Raw genomic sequence first — 19,389 nt, 5'->3', positions numbered from 1 at the left:
TAATGGCGAAGTTCAGATTAGCGAGTAAAACACTGCTGCTGTGTACCCTTTCCAGCCTGTTGCTCCCTGCGCTGGCGCAGGCAAAAATAGAAGAAGGCAAGCTGGTTATCTGGATCAACGGCGACAAGGGTTATAACGGCCTGGCGGAAGTCGGTAAGAAATTTGAGCAGGATACCGGCATTAAAGTGTCGGTAGAACATCCGGACAAACTGGAAGAGAAATACCCGCAGGTGGCGGCCACCGGTGACGGCCCGGATATCATTTTCTGGGCGCACGATCGCTTCGGCGGCTATGCCCAGTCCGGTCTGCTGGCCGAAGTGTCCCCGGATAAAGCCTTCCAGGACAAGCTCTATCCCTTCACCTGGGACGCCGTACGCTATAACGGCAAGCTGATTGGTTATCCGATCGCCGCTGAAGCGCTGTCGCTGATTTACAACAAGGACCTGCTGCCTGAGCCGCCAAAAACCTGGGAAGAGATCCCGGCGCTGGATAAAAAGCTGAAGGCCAAAGGCAAAAGCGCCATCATGTTTAACCTCCAGGAGCCGTACTTCACCTGGCCGCTCACCGCCGCTAACGGCGGTTACGCCTTTAAGAAACTCGCCGACGGCAGCTATGACCTGAAAGATGTTGGCGTGGCGAACAAAGGCTCGCAGGAAGGGTTACAGTTCCTCGTCGATCTGATTAAGAACAAGCATCTGAATGCCGATACCGACTTTGCCATTGCCGAAGCGGCCTTTAATAAGGGCGAAACCGCGATGACCATCAACGGTCCGTGGGCATGGGGCAACATCGACAGCGCGAAAATTAACTACGGCGTGGCCCTGCTGCCGACCTTTAAAGGCCAGCCGTCGAAACCGTTCGTCGGCGTGCTGAGCGCGGGCATTAATGCCGCGAGTCCAAATAAAGAGCTGGCGAAAGAGTTCCTGGAAAACTACCTGCTGACCGATGACGGTCTGGCGAAAGTCAATGCCGATAAACCGCTGGGCGCAGTGGCGCTGAAGTCGATGCAGGAGAAGCTGGCAAAAGATCCGAAAATTGCCGCCACCATGGAGAACTCGCAGAAGGGTGAAGTGATGCCAAACGTGCCGCAGATGAGCGCCTTCTGGTATGCAGAACGCACCGCGGTGCTGAACGCCATCAACGGCCGTCAGACGGTCGATGCCGCGCTGAAAGATGCCCAGGCGCGTATTACTAAATAATCCCCGTTGTCTGCCAGGCGGGCGGAAACGCCCGCCGCTGCTGTAAGGAATTTTTATGGCGAACGTTGCCGGTAAGCATGGCCTGAAGTGGCTGATCGTTACCCTGTTTGCGCTGTTTACCGGCTACCTCGTGGTGCTGATGTATGCGCAGGGTGAAGTGTTGTTCGCCGCGCTAACGCTGATTGTTCTCAGCGTTGGGCTGGTGATTTTTGCTCAGCGTCGGGCCAGCGCCTGGCGTTATGTCTATCCGGGACTGGCGGGCATGGCGCTGTTTGTCCTCTTCCCGCTGGCGGCGACCATCGCCATCTCCTTTACCAACTACAGCAGTACCAACCAGCTGACCTTTGAACGGGCGCAGACGGTGCTGCTGGACCGCCAGTATCAGGCGGGAGAGCGCTATAACTTCAATCTGTGGCCGCAGGGCAATCAGTGGGTGTTGCAGCTGACCGCCGACGGCAAGCCTGGCTACCTCTCAGAGCCGTTTAGCTTTGATGATAAAACGCCACAAACCCTGACGCTGAAAGAGAGCGCGGAAACCCCGCAGGGCGAGCGCGCCATGCTGCGCGTGGTAACGCAAAACCGCCAGGCGCTGGGGCTGATTACCGCCACCCTGCCCGACGGTAGCAGCGTGCGGATGAGCTCGCTGCGCCAGTTCTCCGGGACGCAGCCGCTGTATAAGCTGGCGGCGGATGGCAGCCTGGCCAATCAGCAAACCGGCACGGTTTACTGGCCGAACGATGAGGTTGGTTTCTATCAGGCAAAGGATGCTAACCAGCTGTGGAGCGGCGATCGGCTCAGCCCCGGCTACACGGTGAGCATTGGCTGGAAAAACTTCCTGCGGGTGATGACCGACGACGGCATCCAGAAACCCTTTATCGGTATCTTTATCTGGACGGTGGTGTTCGCGCTGCTGACGGTGATCCTGACCACGGCTGTCGGGATGGTGCTGGCCTGTCTGATGCAGTGGGAGGCATTGAAGGGGCGTGCGGTATATCGCCTGCTGCTGATCCTGCCCTACGCGGTGCCGGCCTTTATCTCTATCCTGATTTTCAAGGGGCTGTTTAACCAAAGCTTCGGCGAAATCAATATCATGCTCAACGCCCTGTTTGGCTTGAAGCCGGCCTGGTTCAGCGACCCGACGCTGGCACGCAGCATGCTGGTGGTGGTCAATACCTGGCTCGGCTATCCCTACATGATGATCCTCTGTATGGGGCTGCTGAAGGCGATACCGGACGATCTGTATGAGGCCTCGGCGCTGGACGGTGCCACCACCGTGCAGAATTTCTTCCGCATCACGCTGCCGCTGCTGCTGAAGCCGCTGGCGCCGCTGATGATTGCCAGCTTTGCGTTTAACTTTAATAACTTTGTCCTGATCCAGCTGCTGACCAACGGTGGACCGGACCGTCTTGGCACCACCACGCCGGCGGGCTATACCGACCTGCTGGTCAGCTATACCTGGCGTATCGCCTTTGAGGGCGGCGGCGGGCAGGACTTCGGCCTGGCGGCGGCGATTGCCACGCTGATTTTCCTGCTGGTAGGCGGACTGGCGGTACTGAATCTCAAAGCCACCCGCATCAAAGTTGACTGAGGTAAGACATGGCTATCGTACAACCGAAATCGCAGAAACTGCGCCTGCTGCTGAGCCATCTGCTGCTGCTGGGCTTTGTGGCCATCATTATGTATCCGCTGCTGATGGTGCTGGCCATCTCGCTTCGCCCGGGGAATTACGCGATCGGCTCGCTGCTGCCGGAGCATATTTCCTGGGATCACTGGAAGCTGGCGCTCGGCATCCCGGTGGTCCATGAAAACGGTAACGTGACGCCGCCGCCGTTCCCGGTGCTGCTGTGGCTGTGGAATTCAATCAAGGTGGCAGCCATCAGCGCAGTGGGCATCGTTGCCCTCTCTACGACCTGCGCCTACGCCTTTGCCCGTATGCGCTTTCGCGGCAAATCCAGCCTGCTGAAAGGAATGCTGATTTTCCAGATGTTTCCGGCGGTGCTGTCGCTGGTAGCGCTCTATGCGCTGTTCGACAGGCTGGGACAGTATCTGCCGTTTATCGGGCTGAATACCCATGCGGGTCTGATCTTCGCCTACCTCGGCGGGATTGCGCTGCACGTGTGGACGATTAAAGGCTATTTCGAAACGATTGACGGTTCGCTGGAAGAAGCTGCTGCGCTGGACGGTGCCACGCCGTGGCAGGCGTTCCGTCTAATCCTGCTGCCGCTGTCGGTGCCGATTCTGGCGGTAGTATTTATTCTGTCATTTATTGCGGCCGTTACCGAAGTACCGGTGGCTTCGCTGCTGCTGCGCGACGTTAACAGCTACACGCTGGCGGTGGGGATGCAGCAGTATCTCAACCCGCAGAACTATTTATGGGGCGATTTTGCCGCAGCTGCCGTGCTGTCGGCGCTGCCGATTACCCTGGTGTTTATTATCGCTCAGCGCTGGCTGGTTAACGGCTTAACCGCCGGAGGCGTGAAGGGCTAGTCTGATTTATTTGCCACTGCTGCTGTTCTTGCTTCGTTATATCCTGTGTTTCAGGCGGCCTTGTGGCCGCCTGTTTTTTTTTATTCGCGCTTCAGGCGATTGCTGTTCGCCAGCCACAGGGTGATCACCAGAATCAGAATCGCCAGGCAGTAGGCCAGGGTATCAAACGGGTTTTTATGGTCAACGATGATCAGGCGGATAATCGCAGTAATGCCGATGTAGACAAAGTAGCGCAGCGGAAAGTGATAACCCGACTGGAAGTACTTCACGATCAGCGCGATAAACTCAAAATAGAGAAAATAGATCACGATGCCTTCTATCAGCAGATACGACGACGTCTGTTCCCCGGTGTTCAGCAGAACGTTCGCCAGATGAATCGTCTCCTTACCGAGGAAGATCACCAGGATAACGGCCAGCGCAATCAGGCCGGCGTTCAGCAACATCTGCAGGGCAAAGGCCAGGCGGGTGGCCGGAGTATTGCGTACGGGGGGAGTCATGTTCACACCTCTAAATAGTTGTTATCTGTCAGGTATCCCGACAGATAACACTATGCGTTAGTGTGACGCAGATCACAAGATGAAGGGTTCTGGATTACCCTATTTCAGCGCCGCGATGGCACGTCGCAATCTGGGTAAAGCGCTCTCAATCTGCTCGGGGAGCACAGCGCAGACGGCGGCGCGAAACCAGCAGATCTGCCCCGACATGCCGAAGAAGCTAAACGGCACCAGAGCAAAACCCGCCTCATCAATCAGATAGCGACTTATTGCTGCAGCGCTGTCCAGCACGCCCCCCTGCGGGGTCACTTTTCCTGTCAAATTGAACTGAATGGATAAGTAAATACCCCCCATCGGCTCGATCGAATCAACCGGTAGCCCTGCGTTTTTTAACTGCTGCACCCCCTGATGTAGCAGCTGCAACGACTGTAGAATTCGCGTTTTGAAGACATCAAGATGCTCGAACAACCTCTGGTGATCGCTGAGCAGCGCCGCCGTAGCCAGCTGTTCTGCTTTAGGTGCGATGGCACCAATATGCTCAATCATCAGCGTGATTCTGTCGATAACATCTGCCGGCCCCATCCCCCAGCCTACTCTGACACCAGTGGCAGCAAAGGCTTTTGAGCCGCCGTCAACCACGACCGTATACGGCTTCAGTTCGGGTCGAAGTTCAACCGGATGGTGATGCTGCAACGCCTGATAGGTGAGCATCCAGTAAACCTGATCGAAGATGATAAACAGCGGTTTTTGCTTGTTACTCCGCCGACGGTCATTTTCCTCCAGCACCAGATCGCAAATCGCTTCCAGCGCCTCACGAGTAAACATTGTGCCCGGCGGATTTTGTGGTGAGCAGAGTGAAATCACACGCGCATCGCTGATATACGGGGCAAGCTCAGCGGCGGTGGGGAGAAACTGATTTTCCTGGTGGGTTTCCACCGCAATTCCCTGCGCACCGCACAGCGTTGCGTAGTAAACATTATTCCACGAAGGTGCAGGGTAAATAACCTTATCACCCGAATCGACCAGCACCAGTAATGCAATGTAGAGCAGCGGACGCGATCCGCCTGAAATCACAATTTCATTGGCGGGATCGTAGTCGCAGCTGAAGTGCATATTAGCCAGTCGGGCAATCGCTTCGCGCAGCGGCAGCACGCCCTCTAACGGTGGGTAGTCATTTTGGAAAGCGTCATAAGCCTGATGTATCCCCTGTTTCAGTGTTGTGGGCAGCGGAAAAAGCTGCGTATCGAAATCACCAATAATCAGATCGCAAATTTCCTTACCCGCAGAGGTCTGCTGCTGAACATAAGAGGCCAGCTTAATAATATCTGAATAATCAAGCCGTTCAGCGACCCGGGAAAGGCGTGGAGGTGGTGCAGGATGTTTATTCAGCGGCGAAATCTGCGCGTCCGGTGTTCCTGCTTCGTTTAGTGCGGCATTCGAGGACATAAAAATTGTACTCAGTAAGATTAACGTTCAATCCCTGCACGGGATGAGGTGCGGCGAGAAAAACACGAAATCAGCATCAGGCCGGGTTGTGTGCCGAAACAGTCTCGATAAGCGCAATCGCTCGGCAGACCTCAGCGATGGCGAAGTCGATTTCCTCATCGGATGTTTCGCGACCGAGGCTGAAACGCACGGTGGATTGCGCCAGCTCGTCAGATAATCCCAATGCTTTTAATACATGGCTGGGAGCCAGGCTGCTGGAGGTACAGGCAGAGCCCGTGCTGATCGTCAGCGTGTTTTTTAACAGCTTAAGGAGCTTGCCGCCGTCAACGTGGCGAAAAGAGAGGTTGGAAACGTGTGCCAGGCGTTGGCTACCTGCCCCGTTAACCTGAATATGACCCAGCGCCAGCAGGGCGTTTTCCAGGCGATCTCTTTGCCGTACTGTCGTCATCAGCCCTTGTTCAAGCTCCTGCGCGGCCAGCTCGGCGGCCTTACCAAAACCTACAATACCCGTCACATTCAGCGTGCCGCCACGCATCCCCTGCTCGCCGTGCCCGCCGGTAATCTGTGGCTGAATATCTACCACCTTTTTGCCATGGCTGTGGCGCAGATAAAACAGACCAACGCCCTTCGGACCATAAATTTTATGTGCCGATCCGGTCATGATATCAACAGGGATATTTTTCAGATTGATCGGTAACTTACCTATTGCCTGAGTTGCATCTGACATAAACAGGATATTATGTTGCCTGGCCACTGCTGATATCTCTTCAACCGGGTTGATTACTCCGGTTTCATTATTGGCATACATCACGCAAATCAGAATGGTTTCGGGCGAAATCAGCGCCCGCATCACCTCGATATCAAAACTGCCGTTCGGCAACGGCGGAATGAGGGAGACTCGGGCACCCTGCTTCTCCAGATCTTTCAGCGTTGCCAGCACAGCGGGGTGCTCAATAGAGGAGGAAATGATGTGGTTTCCCTGCTCACTCAACGCGCTGTACACGCTACGCAGCGCCAGATTGTTACTCTCGGTTGCGCCGGAGGTGAAGATGATTTCGCTGCTCTCTGCACCCAGCAGCGCGGCGATTCGATCGCGGCTTTTCTCTACCGCCTGATGCGCTTTGAAACCATGGTAGCTGGACAGGCTGGCTGCATTACCAAAATTGCCGGAGAAATACGGCAGCATCTCTTTGACGACCTCAGGATCGCAGGGCGTTGTTGCATTGTAGTCAAGGTAGACGGGTGTTTTCTTTGTTGTTCTCATTATTTCTCTCCACGGGATTATAAAATTAATTATAATGCGGCCACTGTCATGGCATTTGATATGGTGTGAATAATAAAATCATCTTCATCAAACGGAGAGAGAAATACATTGGTGATTTTTACATCTTTCAGGGAATTGTTTTCAGGGTGCAGAAATATTTTTGTCGCCACGCTGGCACCATTAATTACTTTATTATAGTCATCCGTTTCGGAAAAATCGATAATATGCACAGAATGGACCTGAGGATTTTGACTAATAACCTTATGGTAAATATCGCTATAGTGTTGCGCCATAATTACAGGGCATTTAGCTATCCAGGTGTCTTTGGACTTTGATTCTGCCAGCAGCACCCGTTGATTATTCTCATTAATAAAATAAATATTCTCGGAATGATTATTTTTTTCGATATCAAGATGCGCGAAAGAAGAGTGCTGGTGCTGTACAAGAATTTTTCGTAATGACTGTATCCCGCGATTTTTGCAGGTCCGTTCTCCCTGTACAAACAGGCGATCGCGCTTAACTATTCTACTTGCGGCGAGAATCTTTTCAATTCCAGCGGGAAGTTCACCGGCTAAACGCTGTTCAGCATCGCTGTCAGACGGCAGGCTAGATATTTCACACACCTCCGCTCCGCACTGTAAACCTAAGTCATCGATTAATATACCCAGGGCAACTTTAATGTCCTTTTTATGCTTAATAATAATATTATTAGCAATATCAATGGCCAGTTCCAGTGAGTTTGTTGAAAAATCAGTCAGGCTATAGCGGGGATCAAAGTGACCACCTTCAAGATAAAAAAGAGGTATTTCTGGAATCTGAGTGATGACATCACGATTGATAATATCAATCAACTGTTTCCCCACGTTCCCGAGGTCAGCTTCAGTTAATTTCATGGCAATTACCTTTATTAAAAATATTAATATTGGAAACAATGATTCCATTCATTTATTTCAGCTTATAAAATCCATGACGGATTTATTAGCAATATAGGCCTTCCCCTAAGGGGAGGGTCTATAGGACTAAATCCAATTCCCAGGGTAATTCTAAATAAAAAAAAAGGGCCGGTTAACGGCCCTTTAGCGACAGCGATTGCAACTAGTGGAAGTTGCGATCGCGATCGGTGGTCATATCGTACAGCTCGTACTTACGTCCCAGCTGCTGGCCGCCGTCACGCGTCAACGGTGTCCAGTTGATATTGGCACGGCTGCGGGTTGGACGGATGCTGAACAGATCCATCGGCACCGAGATGTAGAAGCCCTTGGTGAAGTCACCCTCGCCGTAGTCTTCTGACGATACGTTGGTCTTGGTGGCGTAGACGCCCGCTCTGACACCGCTGTCGAACTGTTTGGAAACATCCAGCGTTACGCCTTTATCCTCGGCGAGGTACTGGCCGACGCTGGCTTTCACCAGCACCTGATCCATAAACGTCGGCTGCCAGTAGACGGTGAGGTTACCGACTTTCGCATGATAGTCGGTGAACTTCATCATGTTGTCCCAGTCACGCTGTTTAACGTAGTTAGCGTCCAGCCCCACTGCCCAGCTGGAGTCCAGAGGACGATACAGCAGCTCACCACCGGCACCGCCGTACATGGTTTCCAGATAACCACCGTACACCTGGCCGTAGAAATCACCGCCCAGGTAGTGCATGTAGTTCGCCTGCAGGTTGTTCACATAAACGTCATTTTCAACGTACTGACGGATGTGGGTTCGTACACGTGGCAGCGGCGAATTACCCGGTGAGTTGGTGTAGTTGAATTTGTTGTAGTTGTTCGCCACGTTAAAGAACAGGCTACCGTCGAGCAGCAGGTGATCCGTCAGCCACAGATTGGCACCGGCAGAGACCCCGATCTGGTACATGTAGAAACTTTCCGGACCACCGAACGACTGGTTAAGCACCGGCGACAGGCTGTAGTCGAAGCGACGACCATCGATAAAGTAGCCCTGCTCGGTACGTTCTGGTGCAACCGGGTTGATTCGCTCCTGCTGCAGCGTCTCTTCACGCCCCAGCGGGTAGCCTTCCAGCTGGCGCTGCAGGCTGGCCACGTCGGTTTTGGTGGTCACCTGCGGCATATGATGGCGCTGTTCGGTCAGCTCAATGGTTTTCACGCCTTTCGGCAGATGATTGGCCAGGATAACGTTGGCGCGCTCGATTGCTTCCTGGTTATCACGGTACTTGGTCTGCTCGCCGCTGGCGTACAGCGTGTCGCCCTTCAGCTGAATATGCGGCGCTTCAAAGCCGGCATTGTACTTCAGGTCGGTCAGCTGACTGGCGGTCACCGTTGAGTCGAGGAAGCGGCCCTGCGGCTGTGGCTCGTAAGCTTTCTTCGGCGTATCAAGGTGCGGCTGGGTCAGCTCGTTAAAGTTGGTACGCAGGGTGAAGCCGGCCATAACGGTATTACCGCGCTCGTAGCTGACGTTAACGTCTGCCCAGTTGGTAATCCGGTAGATGGCACCGACGTTAACCTTGCTTTTCTGTTCCAGCCTGCCGGCAAAATCGCCCTGATAGTCGTTACCTTCATACTCCATTTTCAGACGCAGCGGCTGCCACGGGGTCTGGTATTCAATCCCGCCGAATACCGCCATCGGGCCCTTAAAGGAATCGCCCAGGCTTAACGCGCCCGGCGTATGATTGCCGTCGGAGCGGTAGCAGTATTTTTCACTGGCTTTACAGAACGGGTTAGTCACGTTGCCGCTGTTGCCGAGGTAGCCCCAGCCGACGCCCAGGGTGAAGTCAAACGGTCCCCAGGCCTTGGTACCCACCACGTATTCGCTGTCGAACAGGCCGGTACCACCGATATCGCGTTTACCCACTGACACTTCCGGCAGCCAGAATCCCTCTTCCCACAGGCGCAGCTTCAGATCGAAGGCTTTATCTTTATAGGTTTGATTGCCACTGAAGTCTTCGTACGAGCTGTACTTACGGGTACGGACGTCGGTATAGCGGATCGTTGTTTCCAGCCACGGGAACAGCTGTAGTGAAGTGGAGTAAAAGCGGTACTGGTCGTTGTAGCGATAGTTCAGGCTGAACTCGCCCTCTTTGGCCATACGCGCCGTCGGCACCTGCAGCAGGCCAATACCGCCGAAGTCGGACTGTGAAGGTCCGATCGGTTCGGGATAGGAAGCCGCCTGAACCTGGCAGGCACAGGCGATGGAAAATGAAAGCAGGCTGAGAAGATAACGTTTTTTCATCAGTCAGGGGTCCGGTGCGTCAAAACAGAAACGATCTGCTGGTTAAGGTCGGCAAGGTCGCTCGGCAGCGCCCAGGATGAGAAACCAATAAAGATAGTGCTGCCTGCCTCCAGCTCGACGTGGCGGCGATTCCAGTAGGCAACAGGAACCTCGGTCACCTCGCCCAAAGGTGATATCACCAGCGCCACATTGCGCTCTGCACCGCTCTGGTGGGCACGCGATTCGAGGTAATCCGCCACCGGGCGTCCGGCCACCCACGGCGTGGTGCCCGCACCATCAACGGCGCCGGCCAGTCTGACAGAGGTCGGTTTAGCCACGGTATAGACGCTGTATTCCCCTACCAGGCGGCGATTGGCCTGTGGTTGGGTGCGCACCCAGTCAGGGTCAAGATTGACCAGCTGGCGGCCGGTCACCTTCAGCGAAGCAATCTGCTGGCGCACATTTTCAACTACCGCGGCTTCGGCGAGATCGTTATCGCTGCGCAGGTTATCGCGCCACACCTGTAGGCGGGTGACGACGTCCTGCTGCTGACGAAGCGCCACCGCCGTGGCCAGCTTTTCACCGATCACCGTACCGGGCCACCAGGTTTTTCCCTGCAGCGCCGGGCTGGATACCAGCTGTGCCAGATTTTCCACGTGGCTGACGACGGCAGTTTGCGACTGCCCCGGGTAAAACACCGTGACCTCGCTGTCCGCCAGAGCCTGCAGCGACAGCGATGCCACTATCCCTGCGAGAAGAGTTGTGATTTTTTTCATGATTTCGCAGGCTTCAGAATAGTGGTTGCCACAGGGAAGTAGTCCGCTCCCAACATTTGTACAGCCTGGCGGACCTGTCCGCTGGAAGTATCCACCCAGAAGGTATTACGCCAGGTTTTACCACTCTCCGTCAGCTCGACTTCTTCCTGCCAGACGCGGCAGGCAACCTGACGACCGCCCAGCTGCAGCACTTCATCTTTGAGGCGGGTAAAGTGGGAGACCGCAGTGCCGGTCCGCAGCTGGCCTCTTTCCGTCCAGCTAAGCACACGTGTCCAGCTCGACCCATCCGTCAGGCGCAGCGCAGCACGCAGCGGGTCCTGTTGCAGATTGGTCACCTCATTGAGGTTATCCGCCAGGCCGAGGGTTTTCACCAGGCGACCGGATTGCGTCACTACCGTTGCGCGATCCTGGGTGATCCATTTCTGCTGACCATCCTCGTTAAAGCCCATCACCACGAAGATCTGCTGGCCGCCGTCAAGGCGCAGATACATGCTGGCGTAAGGAATATTGGCGATCTGTTGGTTGGTTAACTCAATGTCGTCCTGGCCAAGAACAGCCAGCTTAATGGTTTCACTCAAGCCCTTTTGGGTTTGTGTACAGGCCTGAAGTAACAGGCAAAGCAGCAGCAATGGTAGGTTTCGCACCAGTGGGATCCCTGAGCTAAAGAATTCAATCTGAAAATAACCACACTTTCGTGTGGTTATGTTTAATGTTAGTACTTAGCGGGTGGTGCTGGTGGTCGTGGTGGTCGTGGTTCCGGTGTTGGAACCATCGCCGCCGCCTGACGTAGCCAGCGCAATACCTGCAAGCGCCGCAACCGCACCGATACCGATGGCAGTTGACGTGCCCGCAGACAGTGCAGCAGCTTCAGTACCTGCGGCAGTGCCGTCAGTATTAGCAGAAGAGCCAGCTACATCGCCAGGAGCGGCGAAGGCAGCTGAAGCAGTTGCTAAGTACAGTATGGCTGCAGTAGCACATAAGACTTTTTTCATTACACTTTCCCTTCACAGTATGAATGGACACCAGGGCCTGGATGGTTCCTGGCATCTTCATTATGGGGAAATAACTCCCAGAAATCAGCGCCCCTTCCAGGTATTGAAAAAATAGTTTTTTACACTTGAATTACAATTAAAAAGATATTTTCAATTATATAAAACGCCATAAAACACATACCACAGAATATAATTCTGGTTTTCACTAAAAATCAGCATTATGCCGTTAAAACACGGGCATAGTGTAATATCGTATTTTCAAACACGACAAATAGAAACAAAAATGTTTGAAATCATGGCGTTATTGCCATTTTTTTCTTATGAAATTCAGCGAAGTAATAGATTTTGGCACGACTTTTTTAGGATTAATCTCACCAACTAAAGATGAACTTTCAGTATTTTCAGGAAAAACCTCAGAGTAGATGAGAGGCAAAAGTCGAGGTTGTCGGCGTTCCGGGTAGGTGCGGCAATAATGACGGGACAGAGCTGGCCGGCGATAAACAATAAAAAACCCCCGAACGATCGGGGGTTTCAGCTCGCAGGAGGAATAATTAACGCCAGGATTTATAGCGGTTAATCAGACCATTGGTCGAACTGTCGTGGCTGTTGACGTCTTTACCATCTTCGAGCTCTGGCAGAATACGGTTAGCCAGCTGTTTACCCAACTCCACACCCCACTGATCGAAGCTGAAGATATTCAGGATGGCGCCCTGAGTAAAGATTTTGTGCTCATATAGCGCAATCAACGCACCCAGGCTGTACGGGGTGATTTCGCGCAGCAGGATGGAGTTGGTTGGGCGATTGCCTTCAAACACCTTGAACGGAACCACATGCTCTACGGCGCTGGCGGCTTTACCGGCATCGGCAAACTCTTTCTCCACCACATCACGCGACTTACCAAACGCCAGCGCTTCGGTCTGTGCGAAGAAGTTAGACAGCAGCTTGCTGTGGTGATCGCCCAGTTTGTTGTGTGAGATCGCCGGGGCGATAAAGTCGCATGGCACGATCTTGGTGCCCTGGTGAATCAGCTGGTAGAAAGCATGCTGGCCGTTAGTACCCGGCTCACCCCAGATAATCGGACCGGTCTGGTAGGAAACAGGATTGCCGCTACGGTCAACGTACTTACCGTTAGACTCCATATTGCCCTGCTGGAAGTAGGCAGCAAAACGGTGCATATACTGGTCATACGGCAGAATCGCTTCGGTTTCGGCACCGAAGAAGTTGTTGTACCAGATACCGATCAGCGCCAGCAGCACCGGCAAGTTCTTCTCCACTGGCGTATCGGCGAAGTGGCGGTCCATAGCGTGCGCACCGCTTAACAGCTTCTCAAAGTTATCGAAGCCGATGGACAGTACGATCGACAGACCAATCGCCGACCACAGTGAATAGCGGCCGCCAACCCAGTCCCAGAACTCAAACATGTTGTCGGTATCAATACCGAACTCCGCCACGGCTTTACCATTGGTAGACAGCGCCGCGAAGTGTTTCGCCACGTCGCCCTGCTCGCCGGAGGTCAGGAACCAGTCGCGCGCGCTGTGGGCGTTGGTCATGGTTTCCTGGGTGGTGAAGGTTTTAGATGCCACGAGGAACAGCGTGGTTTCCGGGCTCAGGCCTTTCAGCGTTTCGGCAATGTGCGTGCCGTCAACGTTGGAAACGAAGTGCATTTTCAGATGATTTTTATACGGGCGCAGCGCTTCGGTCGCCATAAACGGCCCCAGGTCAGAACCGCCGATGCCGATATTCACCACGTCGGTGATCGCTTTACCGGTAAAACCTTTCCACTCGCCGCCGATAATGCGCTCGGAGAAGCTTTTCATCTTCGCCAGCACCGCATTCACTTCCGGCATCACATCTTTGCCATCTACTACGATCGGGGTGTTGCTGCGGTTACGCAGGGCAACATGCAGTACGGCACGGTCTTCGGTGCGGTTAATTTTCTCACCGGAGAACATCGATTTGATCGCGTCCTGCAGTTCGGTCTCTTTAGCCAGCGCCTGCAGCTTGGTGAGCGTTTCAGCGGTAATGCGGTTCTTGGAGAAATCGACCAGCATCTGGTCATCAAAGGTCGCGGAGAACGCGGCAAACCGGTTGTTGTCCCTGGCGAAAAGGTCAGCAATCTGAACGTCTTTCATTTGTTCAAAATGCTGCTGCAGTTCCTGCCAGGCAGCGGTTTGTGTCGGATTGATATTTTTCATAGCAACACACTCTTTTTATTTAAGAATCGTAAATCAGACCGGACAACATCGTACCTGTTTGCGGGGATCGTCCCCCCTTTTCCTGTAACAGGTTTCGGCTATCAACAGCGGAAAAACTGTGGCTTGCCCGGACGCTATTTCGCATTCTGTCGGTGAGGATGATTCACACTAAGTATTTAAGTATGACGATGAAAGAAAAAAATTTACAGTCCGTACCGTGCTTATAAACATCAAGGGTGCCAACAGGCGGCGCTTTTTTAGCCGCGGATGATTAGTAAGATTGATATGACTGAGGTAATAAGGAAAATGAATAATCATCAGCCTCCCGACGTTGACACCAGCGCCATAACCCGATATTTCTACACGCCTGATAACGCGCGCATGTGCGCGCAAGCCAGAAGAGGCGCGTCGCCCAGGCAGTGTGTTTGAGGACCCGTATCCATTGATTACACATCAGGGGGAGCGACGCCGAGGTATTAACCACGCGGAGTGGGGCATATCGACTGCAGGGGCTGAATCCTCTGAGTTGTCACCTGGAACGTTCGCAGTCGAACGTGCCGCAAGGTGGAGCGCTTCTGGGTGACTCGTAGTTGTCCCTTTCTACGTCTGACCCGTTTCTGCTCTTTCCTTGTGCCAAGGCTGAAAGTTAAAACCTGACACGAGGTAGTCATAGTCATGTCCCAGAATTTAATCGTGGCGAAATTTGGTGGCACCAGCGTTGCCGACTTTGCCGCTATGAACCGCAGCGCCGATGTGGTGCTGTCCAATCCTGATGTCCGTCTGGTCGTCCTTTCCGCATCTGCGGGTGTAACCAATCTTTTAGTTGCCCTGGCTGAAGGCCAGCCGCTGGAACAGCGTGCCGCCCTGCTGGACAATATTCGTCGTATTCAGTACGCCATTCTTGATGAACTGAAGCAAAACCAGGTGATCCGTGAAGAGATCGACCGCATGCTGGACAATATTGCCACGCTGGCCGAAGGTGCCGCGCTGGCAACCTCTGCCGCGCTGACCGATGAACTGGTCAGCCACGGTGAGCTGATGTCTACCCTGCTGTTCGTGGAAATTCTGCGTGAGCGTGACGTTACCGCGCAATGGTTTGACGTGCGTAAAGTGATGCGTACCACCGATCGCTTTGGCCGTGCCGAACCGGACGTGGCCACGCTGGCCGAACTGGCCGCTGAGCAGCTCAAACCGCGTATTGCCGAAGCGCTGATCGTTACTCAGGGCTTTATCGGTAGCGAAGAAAAAGGCCGAACCACCACCCTGGGCCGCGGCGGCAGCGACTATACCGCGGCATTACTGGGCGAAGCGCTGCATGCGGGACGTGTGGATATCTGGACCGACGTTCCGGGCATCTATACGACCGATCCGCGCGTGGTGCCTGCCGCAAAACGCATCGATGTGATTACCTTTGAAGAAGCCGCCGAGATGGCGACCTTCGGCGCCAAAATCCTGCATCCGGCCACGCTGCTGCCTGCGGTGCGCAGTGATATTCCGGTGTTTGTCGGTTCCAGCAAGGAGCCGTCTGCGGGCGGCACCATGGTGAGCAATAAAACCGAAAATCCACCGCTGTTCCGCGCGCTGGCGCTGCGCCGCAAGCAGACTCTGCTGACCCTGACCAGCCTGAATATGCTGCACGCCCGTGGCTTCCTCGCCGAGGTGTTTAATATTCTGGCGCGTCACAATATTTCCGTTGACCTGATCACCACTTCCGAAGTGAGCGTGGCGTTGACGCTGGACACCACCGGTTCTACTTCAACCGGCGACAGCCTGCTGACGCAGGCGCTGCTGACCGAGCTTTCCTCGCTGTGCCGCGTGGAAGTGGAAGAGAATCTGGCGCTGGTCGCCATTATCGGTAACGAGCTGTCCAAAGCCTGCGGCGTCGGTAAAGACGTTTTCAGCGTGCTGGAGCCGTTCAGCCTGCGCCTGATCTGCTACGGCGCCAGCAGCTATAACCTGTGCTTCCTGGTGCCGGGTCAGGACGCTGAACAAGTTGTGCAGGCGCTGCACCGCAACCTGTTCGAGTAACCTCTCATCGGGCCAGTCGCCGCTGGCCCGACACCCCTTTTTTTTGATGCTATGATGCGGCGGGTCGTATTTTCCTCGTTCCGGTCAGTGCGGCTGTGCTATGGCAAATTTTCAGTTAAATAACACAACATTAAACGTCCCATCCTCCTTTCAGCGACGGCTGGCGGAACATCGCTGCCGGTTTCCGAATCGGCCTGAACCGCTGGTGCCGCTGCGGAGATCAAGGGCTTAAAAGGATGCTTTTCTATGCTTGCTACTGTTACCCGACTGTTCCCCCTCTGGGCAGTCCTGCTCTCCGTCGCCGCCTATTACACGCCGACCACCTTTACCGGCATCGGGCCTTATGTCACTTACCTGCTGATGCTGATTATGTTCGGTATGGGCGTGACGCTAAACATTGATGATTTTAAGCGTGTGCTGACCCGCCCGGCGCCGGTCATCGCCGGAACTTTCCTGCACTATCTGGTGATGCCGCTGGCGGCATGGGCGCTGGCAAAATTATTTAATATGCCACCCGATCTTTCTGCAGGGATGATCCTGGTGGGCAGCGTGGCGAGCGGCACGGCGTCAAACGTGATGATCTATCTGGCAAAGGGCGATGTGGCGCTGTCGGTGACGATTTCTTCCGTTTCCGCGCTGGTTGGCGTATTTGCTACCCCGCTGCTGACCAAGTTCTACGTCGATACCCATATTCAGGTCGATGTGGTGGGCATGCTGCTGAGCATCGTTAAAATCGTCGTAGTACCGATTGGCCTGGGCCTGATTATTCATCACACCCTGAACGGCGTGGTGAAACGCGTGGAACCGTACCTGCCGGCGTTTTCGATGGTCTGCATTCTACTGATCATCAGCGCGGTGGTAGCGGGCAGCCAGAGCTTTATTGGTTCGGTCGGTCTGGTGGTGATTATCGCGGTGATCCTGCACAACGCCATTGGCCTGCTGGGCGGCTACTGGGGCGGCAAGCTGTTTGGCTTCGATGAGTCCACCTGCCGCACGCTGGCGCTGGAAGTGGGGATGCAGAACTCCGGTCTGGCGGCAACGCTGGGCAAGCTGTACTTCTCCCCGCTGGCGGCCCTGCCGGGCGCGCTGTTCTCGGTCTGGCACAACCTGTCAGGTTCGCTGCTGGCCGGGTACTGGTCGGGTAAGGCGATTAAGGATAAGAAGAGGCCGTAATTCGGCTTTGTATTGGTGGCCCGGAAGACCGTGGAGGGAGATTTAGTCGCTTCGTTTCCGTGCCCGGGCGACCATTACGGGGCAGAACGCCGGGTCGCCGTTAACACGTCCGTGTGGGCTTGGCTGCGGCATCCCTGCCGCAGACACCCGGCTTATCTTCCCCGTAACGTTCACCTTATTTATCAATGCGTTGCTTTGAAATACCCCAAAACGTTCGCTTTTTAATGCATCGTGTTGATTTGGGAAGTCCAGCTCACCCTCATATAGAATCGCTTCAGATATCACTGTCCTCAATTCACAGCGAAACCGTAGCTTGTGGGCAATCGGTGACGGGCGGGTTCGCGGACCGTTGAGCGCAGGGACGCGCGAATCGAGGCCACACGGATGTGTCCACGCCGAGTCCGCGAACCCGCCCGACACCGATACGCCAGACTCTGAACAAGCAGCAACACCTCAAACAAAACGACACCGCTCAATCAGACACCGATCGAACTGCGACATCACTCATCGTCTTTATCATCATCCGCCTGCTCCAGTACGCTGTAGGCCACCGCACAGAACAGCGAGTTCAGGCGCTTCATATCGCCCAGCAGCCCCAGGTGCAGCGAACTGGTTTCGATACTCTGCACGTTATGCTGATGCAGCCGATCGACATGAGCATGGGAATAGCGGCGGTTGGTGATGCGGAAACGATGTTTAGAACGGCGCAGGCGTTTAGCGCTGGTCAAATCGCGGGAGAGAAATACCGGCAGGCTGAGGCGCAGATTGCTGGTTAACAGCTCAAGCTGCGCATCCAGCTCCTGCATCCCTTCAACGGAGAATGCCCGGCGCGCGGCCAGCGATTTATCCGCCACGTCACCGCTCATACGTTCCAGAATATCCCCGGCCTGCTCCAGGTTCAGCGCCATTTCGATGATTTCCGCCCAGCGCCGCGAATCCTCTTCCGGCAGGTCTTCCTTCGGCATCTGCGCCAGATAAAGCTTGATCGCCGTGTACAGCACATCGACGTCATCATCGAGCTTACGGATCTCCCGGTCCTCACGTAGCTCACCGTGAATCACCTTGCCGAAGGTGGCCAGCATCTGCTCCAGCACATCGCCCATACGCAGCGTTTCACGTGCCGCATTCGCCAGCGCCAGCGCCGGGGTATCGAGCGAGCTGGTATCAAGGTGCTTCGGCTTCAGCCGCAGCTCAGTTTCCGGCTCTTCGTGGATCAGGCGCTTACACAGCCCGGCCATCGGCTCGGCAAACGGCACCATAATCACACAGCGGATCAGGTTGTAGAAAACGTGGAAGAAAATCACCAGCTCTTCATCACTGACCGGCAGCTTCGCCAGCCATTCCGCCAGCAGATCGACAAACGGCAGCACCATCAGCGAGCCGATAAATTTAAACAGCAGGCTGCCGAGCGCAACACGTTTCCCGGCGGCGTTTGAGGTGCTGTTATTCAGCATCGCCAGCAGCCCGCTGCCGAGATTGGCCCCGATCACCAGGCACAGCGCCACTTTAAAGGAAATCACGCCGGTGGCGGTCAGCGTGGCGGTGATCAGCACCGCCGCCAGGCTGGAGTAGCTGATAATGGCAAACACCGCGCCAATTAGCGCATCCAGCATCACATCGCCGGTCAGCGAAGAGAACAGCACTTTCACCCCGGACGCCTGGGTGATCGGCGCGGCGGCGGCAACAACCAGCTGGAGCGCCAGCAGGATTAGCCCAAGGCCAATGCTGGCACGGCCGAGTTGACCGGCGCGGGTTTGCTTACGACTAAGGAAAAATACCACGCCGAAGAAGATAAACAGCGGCGATAGCCAGGAGAGATCGAAGGTCAGAATACGGGCCATCAGCGCCGTACCGACATCCGCACCGAGAATGACCACCAGTGCAGGCGTCAGCCCAACAAGATTCTGGGCGACAAAGGACGTCACCAGCAGCGTGGTGGCATTGCTGCTCTGAACCAGCGCGGTGACGCCGATCCCGGCGAGAAACGCCATCGGTTTTTTTTCTACGCTACGGCTGAGCACCCGACGCAAATCGGCACCGTAAACGCGCATAATACCGGTACGCACAATGTGAGTTCCCCACACCAGCAGCGCCACGGCAGAAAGAAGATTTAACAGGGTTAACACCGGATATCGACCTCACAACTTCTGTACCATTATCAAACGCA

At 54.7% G+C, this 19,389-nt stretch carries 15 protein-coding genes and 1 riboswitch; of the genes, 5 read left to right on the top strand and 10 right to left on the bottom strand.

Features of this window, described 5'->3' with window-relative positions:
* Window positions 1-2: 2 nt before the first annotated feature.
* The 3 genes from malE to malG are packed head-to-tail and all read left to right on the top strand — an operon-like array spanning window position 3 to window position 3,686.
* A complete protein-coding gene (gene malE, locus AC07U6_RS08310; RefSeq protein ID WP_494764141.1) occupies window positions 3-1,199 on the top strand; it encodes a maltose/maltodextrin ABC transporter substrate-binding protein MalE in 1,197 nt (398 codons plus the stop codon).
* 55 nt (window positions 1,200-1,254) lie between these two features.
* A complete protein-coding gene (malF, locus tag AC07U6_RS08305) occupies window positions 1,255-2,787 on the top strand; it encodes a maltose ABC transporter permease MalF (RefSeq protein WP_494764142.1) in 1,533 nt (510 codons plus the stop codon).
* Window positions 2,788-2,795: 8 nt separating this feature from the next.
* Window positions 2,796-3,686 carry a maltose ABC transporter permease MalG gene (gene malG / locus AC07U6_RS08300; RefSeq protein WP_494764143.1) on the top strand — a complete coding sequence of 297 codons (891 nt, stop codon included), beginning with the start codon at window positions 2,796-2,798 and terminating at the stop codon, window positions 3,684-3,686.
* A gap of 80 nt (window positions 3,687-3,766) precedes the next feature.
* Here the strand turns inward: malG and psiE are convergent, their stop codons facing one another.
* The 9 genes from psiE to pgi all read right to left on the bottom strand — a co-directional run bounded on the left by psiE (window position 3,767) and on the right by pgi (window position 14,021).
* A complete protein-coding gene (gene psiE, locus AC07U6_RS08295) occupies window positions 3,767-4,183 on the bottom strand; it encodes a phosphate-starvation-inducible protein PsiE (RefSeq protein ID WP_494764144.1) in 417 nt (138 codons plus the stop codon).
* Window positions 4,184-4,282: 99 nt separating this feature from the next.
* The gene (locus AC07U6_RS08290; RefSeq protein WP_494764145.1) at window positions 4,283-5,626 is read right to left on the bottom strand and encodes a pyridoxal phosphate-dependent aminotransferase; all 1,344 of its coding nucleotides are present in this window, start codon (window positions 5,624-5,626) and stop codon (window positions 4,283-4,285) included.
* 76 nt (window positions 5,627-5,702) lie between these two features.
* Window positions 5,703-6,890: a cysteine desulfurase family protein gene (locus AC07U6_RS08285; RefSeq protein ID WP_494764146.1), complete on the bottom strand. Its 1,188-nt coding sequence runs from the start codon at window positions 6,888-6,890 to the stop codon at window positions 5,703-5,705.
* Window positions 6,891-6,919: 29 nt separating this feature from the next.
* A complete protein-coding gene (locus AC07U6_RS08280) occupies window positions 6,920-7,783 on the bottom strand; it encodes a hypothetical protein (RefSeq protein ID WP_494764147.1) in 864 nt (287 codons plus the stop codon).
* A gap of 202 nt (window positions 7,784-7,985) precedes the next feature.
* A complete protein-coding gene (locus tag AC07U6_RS08275; RefSeq protein ID WP_494764148.1) occupies window positions 7,986-10,079 on the bottom strand; it encodes a YjbH domain-containing protein in 2,094 nt (697 codons plus the stop codon).
* Window positions 10,079-10,834, bottom strand: coding sequence for a capsule biosynthesis GfcC D2 domain-containing protein (locus AC07U6_RS08270; RefSeq protein WP_494764149.1), 756 nt, complete (start codon window positions 10,832-10,834; stop codon window positions 10,079-10,081). The genes AC07U6_RS08275 and AC07U6_RS08270 overlap by 1 nt, the downstream gene beginning before the upstream one ends.
* On the bottom strand, window positions 10,831-11,478 hold the full coding sequence (locus tag AC07U6_RS08265) for a YjbF family lipoprotein (protein WP_494764150.1): 648 nt from the start codon (window positions 11,476-11,478) through the stop codon (window positions 10,831-10,833). Before AC07U6_RS08265 ends, AC07U6_RS08270 begins: the two co-directional genes overlap by 4 nt.
* Before the next feature lie 75 nt (window positions 11,479-11,553).
* Window positions 11,554-11,826, bottom strand: a complete 273-nt coding sequence (gene yjbE / locus AC07U6_RS08260) for an exopolysaccharide production protein YjbE (protein ID WP_494764151.1) — start codon at window positions 11,824-11,826, stop codon at window positions 11,554-11,556.
* 551 nt (window positions 11,827-12,377) lie between these two features.
* On the bottom strand, window positions 12,378-14,021 hold the full coding sequence (gene pgi, locus AC07U6_RS08255) for a glucose-6-phosphate isomerase (RefSeq protein WP_494764152.1): 1,644 nt from the start codon (window positions 14,019-14,021) through the stop codon (window positions 12,378-12,380).
* 390 nt (window positions 14,022-14,411) lie between these two features.
* Window positions 14,412-14,604: riboswitch (Lysine riboswitch) on the top strand.
* 92 nt (window positions 14,605-14,696) lie between these two features.
* Between pgi and lysC the strand changes: the two genes are divergently transcribed.
* Together lysC and panS are read left to right on the top strand one after the other, a co-directional pair.
* Window positions 14,697-16,049, top strand: a complete 1,353-nt coding sequence (gene lysC, locus AC07U6_RS08250; protein WP_494764153.1) for a lysine-sensitive aspartokinase 3 — start codon at window positions 14,697-14,699, stop codon at window positions 16,047-16,049.
* Window positions 16,050-16,295: 246 nt separating this feature from the next.
* Window positions 16,296-17,222 carry a ketopantoate/pantoate/pantothenate transporter PanS gene (gene panS / locus AC07U6_RS08245; RefSeq protein WP_494764154.1) on the top strand — a complete coding sequence of 309 codons (927 nt, stop codon included), beginning with the start codon at window positions 16,296-16,298 and terminating at the stop codon, window positions 17,220-17,222.
* Between the two features lie 500 nt (window positions 17,223-17,722).
* On the opposite strand, the gene AC07U6_RS08240 is transcribed toward panS, so the two are convergent.
* Window positions 17,723-19,348: a Na/Pi cotransporter family protein gene (locus tag AC07U6_RS08240; RefSeq protein WP_494764155.1), complete on the bottom strand. Its 1,626-nt coding sequence runs from the start codon at window positions 19,346-19,348 to the stop codon at window positions 17,723-17,725.
* Window positions 19,349-19,389: the final 41 nt, after the last annotated feature.

This window comes from Erwinia sp. GW821-FHT03D09 (assembly GCF_059420805.1).
Note: the sequence above shows the minus strand (reverse complement) of the source record. Positions and strands in the feature narration are given on the sequence as shown.